The organism is Mesorhizobium sp. M7A.F.Ca.US.014.04.1.1, from assembly GCF_003998745.1.
In the GTDB taxonomy this organism is placed as follows: domain Bacteria; phylum Pseudomonadota; class Alphaproteobacteria; order Rhizobiales; family Rhizobiaceae; genus Mesorhizobium; species Mesorhizobium ciceri.
Map to the genome: position 1 here is coordinate 1 of NZ_RZRW01000235.1, position 8,512 is coordinate 8,512.

The following is an 8,512-nucleotide window of genomic DNA, read 5'->3' on the forward strand; positions in this document are numbered from 1 at the left end:
GAGCTCGCCCGGGGCAGGGTATGGCCCGCCCGGGGCAAGGGGTTGTTTCCAGCCGAGCTCATGAGCGCTATCGGCTCATTTCGCCTGCAGCATTTCGGTCCACATGTCCTGCATCTTCTTGTCGAGATCGGCGTTCGGCGCCGGATAGGCCTGGGCACGCGTCAGGAAGCCCGGCTGTTCGTCGAAGCGCAGCACCTTCTTCTGGTCGTCGGTCAGTGCTGCCTTGGTGTTGGCCGGCATGCCCCAGTAGCAGGAGGAGGTGGCAAGCCGCGCCTGGCCCTCCGGGCTCATAATGTACTGGATGAACTTCAGCGCCATGTCCTTGTTCTTGGAATCCTTGAACATGGCCAGCGACTGCGACCACAGAACCGCACCTTCTTTCGGGATGGAGAAGTCCAGCGCCGGGTTTTCCTTGGCTAGGCCCGCCGTCACCCATTCGCCGCCGCCGACCAGTATGTCGACCTCGCCCGTCGCCAGCGCCGTCTGGCTGGCGGTCACTTCGCCGACCAGCTTGGCATTGGCTTTCATCTTCAAGAGCTCGTCCTTGAGGGCGGGCAGGTCGGCTTCGGTGAGATCGGCCGTCTTCTTGCCGATCGCCAGTGCGGCCATGCCGATGACCGGCAGGTAGTAGTCGTAGATGGCGACCTTGCCCTTGTACTTGTCGCCGGTCAGGGCCGCCATCGACTGCATGTCGGCCGGATCGACCTTGGTCTTGTTGTAGCCGATCGTGTTGTAGCCGAACTTTTCGGTGATGCCGTAGCGCTTGCCGCCGACCATGGTGGAGCCGTTCATCTTCACCTGCGCAAACAGGTCGGCCAGCGGCAGCTTGTCTTCCGGCAGCGGCTCGAACAGGCCTTTTTCGACGCCGCGCGGCACGTCGATCGAATCGATCACCATCACGTCCCAGTCGCCCGGCTGCGACTGTTCGACGATGGCGAGGCCAGCGCCGGTGCCCTCGAAATCCTTGACGTTGACCTTGACGCCATTGGCCTCCTCGAAGGGCTGCAGCAGCGCCGGATCGGCATGATCGCACCAGATCAGCGCGTTGAGGTCGGCGGCCTGGACAGCGCTGCCGGCTGCGAGCAACAGCGCCGCGGCCGCGCACGCAGCATGCAGATGGCTCTTCAACATGGAAAGCGAATTCATGGTCTTGGAATGTGCGGACATCGAGTGTTCTCCCTTGCCTTTGTGGCTTCTTGCAAAAAATTGAACCAATTCTAAAATTGAGTCAATTCTGTTTTTGTGGAAAGAGGCTGGAATGAGCGGATTGCGGGCAAGGCAAAAGGCGGACCGGCACAGGCGCATCATCGAAGCGGCGGCGGAACTGTTTCGAGAGGCCGGCTATGAGGGCGCCAAGATAGAGGCGATCGCCACGCAGGCCGAGGTCTCGGTCGGCACCATCTACAATTACTACGAGAACAAGGGCGACATCCTCGGCGCCATCGTCTCGCTGGAGGTCAACGAGGTGCTGAATGCCGGGCAGGGCGTCGTCGCCAGGCCGCCGGCCAATGTCGGCGATGCGCTGGATACGCTGATCGGCATCTACATCGAGCACTCGCTGCACTATCTCAGCAAGGAGATGTGGCGGCAGGCAATGGCGATCTCGACGCAACTGCCCGACAGCCCGTTCGGCCAGGCCTACACCGCGCTCGACCGCGCGCTGACCGAACAGATCCGCGCCCTGATCGCCCGGCTGCAGGCGCTCGGCCTGGTGCGCCAGGACATCGACGGGGCGGCGCTCGGCGAACTGATCTTCAACAACATGAACATGATGTTCATCGAGTTCGTGAAACGCGACGCGGCGAGGATACCGGAGCTGCGCGCAGCGATACGGAGGCAGAACCGGATTTTGGTGGCGGCGATCGGGGTGTGAGGGAGTCAGGAGCAGACAGGAGAAAATCGTCGGTTCGGCATATTGTCATTTCACACCAGCGCTCGCCTCTTGAGTTGAATTTAAAGCCTGGTACAACTTAAGGGAGCATAAAAAGGGGAGGCGTAAATGGGGGCGTTTTCCATCTGGCATTGGGCGATCATGCTGCTGTTGATCGGCGTGCCTGTTTTCTTTGCTGTTCGATCGGCCGCGAAGCCGTCGCAGAATCCTGAGGCTCTTGTGGGCTTCGGCGGCTGGCTGATGCTGCTGGCTATCGGTCAGGCATTGTCACCGCTGCGCACACTCGCCGAATTGGGGGCCTCCAGCGATGGCGACAACCAGCTCATGCTGGTGCCGAATGGACCCATGGTGGTCTATGGCGAGGTTGCCCTGCTGCTGGCATTCATGGTGCTTCAGCTTGTGGTGCTCGTTGCCATGCTGAGGCGGAGCCTTCGGTTCAAGCAGTTGTTTCTCATCCAATGGCTCGCAATCCCGGTGGCGGTCATACTGGACGCGATCTGGGTCTCCACCGCGATCGGGGTTTCGGTTCGGCAAGTGGTCACTGGCGAGGCGCTTGCGACGCACATAGTCTCGTTTGTGCTGATAGGGCTCTGGGTCGCCTACGTCTACAAGTCCGTCAGGGTGCGGAACACCTTCACCAGGGTTGGGGCATCCACCCAGGTTGCTGGCGCGTCGTAGAAGAAGGCACAACTTGGAATGTTGGAACTGCGCGCGGCGATCCGCGGGCAGAACCGAATTCTTGTGGCGGCGATTGGGGTGTGACCTCGTGCACCACTATGTCGCCATCGAACCTGGAACGGCCAGATCCTGAGCCGACCGACCTCGACCATCATCCGTGACGGCTGCGACCTTTTGGAAGGTCTTTATTTCGGCCTCATTTATACGTGCTGCCCGCGCTCTCGCCTGGAGATCAACCAGGCGCGCCACGAGCGCTTGCGACGTCTCGACTTCAGGGTTCATCATTTTCATTTGTCCGATTGAGTGGCGATTTGACGAGCGCAACCCGCCGGCATCCCTGCCGGCGGGCCTGGCCGGTTCGAAGTTTCAGTCGTAGACTTTCACAATCTTGCGTGTGCTCGGGTCCACCAAAACCGTTCGGTTGTCGACCACCGTATAGCGGTATTTGACGTTGGGAACCTCGTGGAGTTCGACCGTGTCTGGCAGAGCCGTGCCGACATTCAACTCCACCCCCGGAAGCTTCACAGAAGCCAAGGGTTGCTTCTTCACGTATTCGCGCACGACGGTGTCCTGTTCCGGTGTGATAACCACATCCTGTGCCGCAACCGCGCCGACGCTGGCCAACAGCAAGAGCGCCGCAGCGGCGCTGCTTAGGTGCATCCTCATTTGTTTTTCTCCTCTTGTAACCTGGCGGCAGCACGATCGGCTGGGCGCCAGCCACCCGAACACGTCGCCAGGCCAAACGTTCCTCATACGGGCCTCTGTCTGAATCCGCGCAGGACCAAAGTCTGGTTGGAAAACGCAATGGTCTTACCCGTTGGGAGTAGGCGGAACGGCTTAGGCCTAAAGGTTGTTGTCTCTCCAATTCGGAGAGAAACAGTGGAAAAAAGTGTCGGCCAGGCGCGATGGTTGCTCGCACCGATTTTCGCAACAGCCATCACCTTCCTGGTGATGGGGGTCGTTCTTGGCTGACATGGCGTGGATCGGCGCAGCTACGTCCCTTCCTGCGCTGATAGGACCCGTGAGCTGCTTCGGCGGCGGGCGGGTCCTGTATTTCACCGTGCGCCCATGCATGCTCATTCGGCAGGCGTGGGCGCATTTCTAGCACATGTACCTTGGGAGGTTTATTATGGATCGGCGATCCTTCTTGACTGCAATGTTTGGCGTTGCCGGGGCAGCGGCCCTTGCAAGCGCTGTCCGCCCAACTGACGCAATGGCGGGTGTTCCAGGGGCCGGACACGGCATCCTCGATGAACTTGAGACGCCACAAACAGAGACCTTTGAAGAAGACGCACAGGCAGAAGTGCAGCAAGTCTATCATCGGGACTGGCACTACCGTCCCCACCGCCGCCGGCGGGGCTGGAGACGGGGTTGCCGCAGTTATTGGCGGCATGGGCGCCGTCGCATCCGGTGCAACCGCCGACGTGGTCCTTCGGTCGTCCTTCGATTTTAACTGATTTCCCGCCTCGGCCCGTTCCGGCTCACGCGCCGAGAACGGGCCGGTTTAGATTCTTTTCGGTGAACGATCACAATGACATTGGTCCAGAGATCGAATGAGAGTGGCAGCGCGAACCAACCGGGAAATGGCAACGATGATCGTGCGCCCGGGTTTGTGGCCTCCGTCGCTTTGCCGGACAAAGAAAACATTGCCGACCTTGTCAGGCGAACAGAGCGCATGGCCATCTTGGTGGTTCTTGGACTGAGCGGCTGGTTGATGCTCGTCCCCGCTATTTATCTTGTGCTGACGCACGGGATATGAAGCTTGCGGGACATCCGTGCGCGCCCAGGGTTGGATTGCAATCGCATCGGATCGCGGCTTCCGCAGCCGTTTCGTGTCACCGGCAATGTGGGCGGGACGGGCTGTATTGCTGGCGCGAGGCGCAGGTGCTTGGATCACCGCGGCCTACGTCCGGCATGCTTGGAGCGCTATAATCCAACTAGCCGAACGTAATCGGCTTCTGGCTTGCCGTAGGTGCCGTTTGCGCAGGCCGCAAGTCCGCTGCGGTCCCTGATGTGCACTTCGCCACGTCGAGAATAGATGAAACCACGTCCTTCCAGAACTTGCAGCCCAACGGTAACGCCTGGGCGTCTTGCTCCAAGCATGACGGCGAGAAACTCATGGGTGATCGCAAGGCGCTCGCCGTGGACCCGATCGTCACACATTAGAAGCCAGCGCGCCAACCGCTCTTCAAGGTTTGATTTTGCGTTGATCAGGGCCGTATAGCTGGTCTGGATGTGGAAGTAGTGGACATAGCGCAACAGGAAAAGGCGCAACGTTGGGCTGTTCGCAAGAGCCTCCTTGAAGGGCTCGGTTCCCATCCTGAAAGCGCTGCCGGCCGACTGAACGTAGCATTGATGCGCTGCATAGTCAGCGCCCATCACGAGCGCGGCACCGGTCATTCCCTCAAAGCCGACAAGGCCCACCTCGGCTTCCTTACCTGAAGCCGTCGCGACCACAGAAGCGATGCCGTCCTCCAGGAAGTACACCGTCTCGATCTCCGAATCGGCTTTCTCTAAGGTCATTTTCGGCTCGAGGTCACACAGTTCAAGGTGTGGCTGCAAAAGCCCCAGGTCACCAGGGTCAAGCCTGCGCAACAATTGGTTTCTGTAGGAATCGTTCTCTGGATTGGTCATAGCTCAATCCCGCTTGGGGCAAGAGCTTTCCAATCTCCCTGCCGTCTGCGCCCGTAGACACGTGCAGACGATTTAAAAAATATACGCCCTCTGGCGCGCGATTGACAGTGAAATGCAACCTGATGCACGGCGTCCCCTCAGCCGCCGAATTACAAAACAGGGGTGTACAAAGTTACAGGGTTGGAATCGTACAGAACTCTGCTTCGTACGAATCCGACAATTTGTGATCGCAGCCAACGAGCCGGCATGATGTACATGGTTATCAATGTCGAGGCAGAGCGACGAGAGGGCGACCGACCGACTGGCAAGGCGACGGTTGTGCCCCATAACGGGTCAAAAGTTTGGCATCTAAATTGCTTTCACAGGTATGGGGTGGGCGAGAGCCCGTCGCTTCGCAAATGGAGCGGCGGGTCTACCCTACCAGTGACTGTCGAATGGCCACGGCAGCAGAATGTACCGCCTTTCAGCAGAAACTAACGGAACATCCGTACTCGCCCGAAGTTGGATTGCAGGAAGCGTCGCATGCGGGCTTCCGCAGCCCGTTTCGTGTCACCGGCAATGTGGGCGGGACGGGCTGCTTTGCGTTGGTACGCAATTTATACCGCTGACTACTTGTGGGTAATCCAGTCCAACAAGCCAACGTTAACCTGCTCGCACCCGACATATTCGCGGACCAAGCTTTCAGCCAGGTGGCGCCATTCACACTCGGGAACGCCTGTTTCCCTGACCAGGTTTCGAAACGCCGAGCGGAGAATGTCGGCATCGAAGGCCGAGACGGCAACAGGACCTGGCTCCGGATCTCCCTCCCGGGCCATGTCATCGCGATGACGTTGGCGAAGGCGCTTGAGCAGTTCGCGCGAGGCCTCGATTGCGCGTCGGGAGTGGTCCATATCACGGCGAAATGAGGCAGTGCCGGCCAGGGAATGGTGCCGCAACCGAAAGCTGGTTTCTATAACCGCGCGTGCGACTTCTATATGCGTTTCTGCCATCGCGGCCTCCCTTCCTGCGAAAGGATTTATTTACTCTCTTGTCACGCGTGACCCAAGAAGGATTCAACGTACGGTTTGGTACGAAGGGATGGCGCGCAGATGGGCATGGTCCGGAACGAACGAAGGGCCTGAACGGCAAACTATTTGCGATCCAGGCCCCTAGCCGTCGGGTTCGCGGCGACATTGCGCCCGCGGAATGCCATTCACAAGCTGGACCTTGGTCTTGCCATTCCCGCGGGGGGCGTCAAAGTCGGAGACGCGCTGAACAGTTAGAACTTCATCGCGATGCCGACGCGGAAATCGTGCGTCTGAAGCGTGTGTTCCAGCGTGCATCCGCCGCCACAATATTCAAGCGACTTCTTGCCGAAGAAGGAGAAGTCGTATTCGCCGCGCAAGAACACGTTGTGTGTGAGCGCGACGTCGATGCCTGCTCCAACAACACCACCGACCAAGGTGGCATCCCGCTCAGCGTTTCCACCCGGGTAGAATGTCTTCAGCTTTGCAGCGGTTACACCAGCCGTGACGAACGGCATGTAGGCTCCCATGTCCATGCCAACGCGACCCTTTACGGATCCGAACAAACCTGTGGAGGCGTCAAGGACGCCTGGGCCTGGAATATCGTCGAAGGTGTTCTTCTTGAAGCGGTAGCCAAGCTCGCCTTCGACGCCATAGACAATCTTGCCGGATTGGAGGTTATAGCCTGCAAAGCCGCCGACCGTTGCCGAGCCGACATTATGCGTTGCGCCAGCCTGGGCGCCCGGTCCATAGATCTTGTAGTGTTCCAACGTTCCGGCACCGAACACGCCGGCGTATGGCCCTTGCCAGGTCCATTCAGGGGTATCGACAGGAGCGATCGTCATATCGGCAGCCATGGCCGGAGCCGCGGAAAGCGCAACGAATGAAGCGAGCAAAAAAGCTTTCATGAAATCCCCATCAAAATCGCCAATCGCTTTATATCGATGAGCCTGCAACTTTGTATATAGCTAGGAAGTCACACCCGTAGGCTAAGTTGCTGCGCCTGAATTCGGCGAAATAGGTATCGGGATGGCCGGTGCAAGCAGGCATCCCTCGAAGAGCTCAATACTTCCGCGTCAGGCTTCGATGCGGGCATTATCGAGAAATTCAAGTGCGGAGCGTGGAAGGGGTGCCGTTCTGATCTTCAATGAAGCCGCTGCCGCACGGATCAGGCTTGCAGCTGTGTTCGTGAAGAATGCCGATGGGTATACCGGACGGCTCAATCCGCAGCAATCAGGAAGGATGCCGTCGACGCCATAGTTAGGCGGCGGCGCGCAGGGCGGTGACTCGCCCAATGTCCGGGTCCCTTCGCAGCCATCTATCGGTAAAGTCCCGGGTATTTGGCCTTCTCAGCCTGGCAATTTCCCGCTCTCTGGACCGCCATGGCGTAAGCTCTTTCATAGGTGTGAATGGCCTTCCGGAACTTAGGAGGATTAGGCGTCAGGTGTTTTTCTATCCCCTCGTACAAAAGCACAGGGACAGCAATGATAGCTTTTCCATTCTCTGTAGGCCTCAGCCGGCACCTTTGCATAACGCCGTTGAGGTTACCTGCCATTTTAGCGGCCAAATTTAACTTGGCATCGGGCATCCCGACCAGGAAGTGGATATTGTCCTGTCCTGCCGAAGCCGCCGAAGACGCGAAGCAAATTGCGGCGGCGAGTGCGACCAAAATGCGGATCAAAGTGACGTCCCCCCAATATTCCCAAATCTGAGCCAGGCTGAATATTTGGCAACCTAGCACCAAGCACACTATCCACAAATATGACACCTTCAAAACGCTCTCGCTCGATGCGCCAATGGGAGGGACTGACCTTAGGCGAATCGATTTGCTGGTGGCGCCGGAACCTTACGAGCCGGAGGAGGACGAAGAGGATGATCCGGATACGGTGATGCTCTGGGCGGATACTCGCGTTGGCAAATGAAAAATTCCAGGTGGATAAGCGGTGGATCGAACCCGAACCTTGTTTTCTAAGCTTTTGAAAATGTTATGGTTTTTGCATTGTGCTGGTGCCCCCGGACGGAATCGAACCGCCGACCTTCGGTTTACAAAACCGCTGCTCTACCAGCTGAGCTACAAGGGCACGGCGCTCCGGTTAGCATATTTGTTGAGCCAGTAAAGACAAAACTCCGTTTTTTCCCGGCATGCCGCATGGGCCATCGGCGAGGGCATCCTGAAAACCGCCGGATTGCTTCCTACATCTAGGGAAGGGTGCAATCGCTTCGAGCAGGGGTGTCGCATGATCAGATTTGTCATCATTCTCCCGATCATCTTCGTGGCCTGGATGCTGCTGGTGAACATCATCAG

General features: G+C 58.5%; 9 protein-coding genes and 1 tRNA gene. 2 read left to right on the forward strand and 8 right to left on the reverse strand.

Annotation, left to right across the window (positions count from 1 at the left end; all coding sequences use genetic code 11):
- Window positions 1-75: 75 nt before the first annotated feature.
- Window positions 76-1,167 carry a spermidine/putrescine ABC transporter substrate-binding protein gene (locus tag EOA22_RS16900; RefSeq protein WP_063168082.1) on the reverse strand — a complete coding sequence of 364 codons (1,092 nt, stop codon included), beginning with the start codon at window positions 1,165-1,167 and terminating at the stop codon, window positions 76-78.
- A 91-nt stretch (window positions 1,168-1,258) separates the two neighbouring features.
- Here EOA22_RS16900 and EOA22_RS16905 point away from each other — a divergent pair, with 91 nt between their 5' ends.
- Together EOA22_RS16905 and EOA22_RS16910 are read left to right on the forward strand one after the other, a co-directional pair.
- Window positions 1,259-1,873 carry a TetR/AcrR family transcriptional regulator gene (locus tag EOA22_RS16905; protein ID WP_024503901.1) on the forward strand — a complete coding sequence of 205 codons (615 nt, stop codon included), beginning with the start codon at window positions 1,259-1,261 and terminating at the stop codon, window positions 1,871-1,873.
- 126 nt (window positions 1,874-1,999) lie between these two features.
- A complete protein-coding gene (locus EOA22_RS16910) occupies window positions 2,000-2,569 on the forward strand; it encodes a DUF2569 family protein (RefSeq protein ID WP_063168081.1) in 570 nt (189 codons plus the stop codon).
- 366 nt (window positions 2,570-2,935) lie between these two features.
- On the opposite strand, the gene EOA22_RS16920 is transcribed toward EOA22_RS16910, so the two are convergent.
- The 7 genes from EOA22_RS16920 to EOA22_RS38150 form a co-directional block, all read right to left on the reverse strand.
- Entirely contained in the window at window positions 2,936-3,235 is a 300-nt protein-coding gene (locus EOA22_RS16920; protein ID WP_013531386.1) for a DUF1236 domain-containing protein, read from the reverse strand.
- Between the two features lie 1,260 nt (window positions 3,236-4,495).
- Window positions 4,496-5,203: a Crp/Fnr family transcriptional regulator gene (locus EOA22_RS16935; protein ID WP_063168079.1), complete on the reverse strand. Its 708-nt coding sequence runs from the start codon at window positions 5,201-5,203 to the stop codon at window positions 4,496-4,498.
- 608 nt (window positions 5,204-5,811) lie between these two features.
- Complete coding sequence (locus EOA22_RS16940; protein ID WP_013531389.1) at window positions 5,812-6,192, reverse strand: hypothetical protein; 381 nt, start codon at window positions 6,190-6,192, stop codon at window positions 5,812-5,814.
- A gap of 269 nt (window positions 6,193-6,461) precedes the next feature.
- Window positions 6,462-7,115: an outer membrane beta-barrel protein gene (locus tag EOA22_RS16945; protein ID WP_013531390.1), complete on the reverse strand. Its 654-nt coding sequence runs from the start codon at window positions 7,113-7,115 to the stop codon at window positions 6,462-6,464.
- A 410-nt stretch (window positions 7,116-7,525) separates the two neighbouring features.
- Window positions 7,526-7,888: a hypothetical protein gene (locus EOA22_RS37710; protein WP_164745866.1), complete on the reverse strand. Its 363-nt coding sequence runs from the start codon at window positions 7,886-7,888 to the stop codon at window positions 7,526-7,528.
- A gap of 324 nt (window positions 7,889-8,212) precedes the next feature.
- Window positions 8,213-8,288, reverse strand: a tRNA-Thr gene (locus EOA22_RS16955).
- A 12-nt stretch (window positions 8,289-8,300) separates the two neighbouring features.
- Window positions 8,301-8,512: hypothetical protein (locus tag EOA22_RS38150; RefSeq protein ID WP_206521293.1), on the reverse strand; the 212-nt coding region annotated here is incomplete at its 5' end.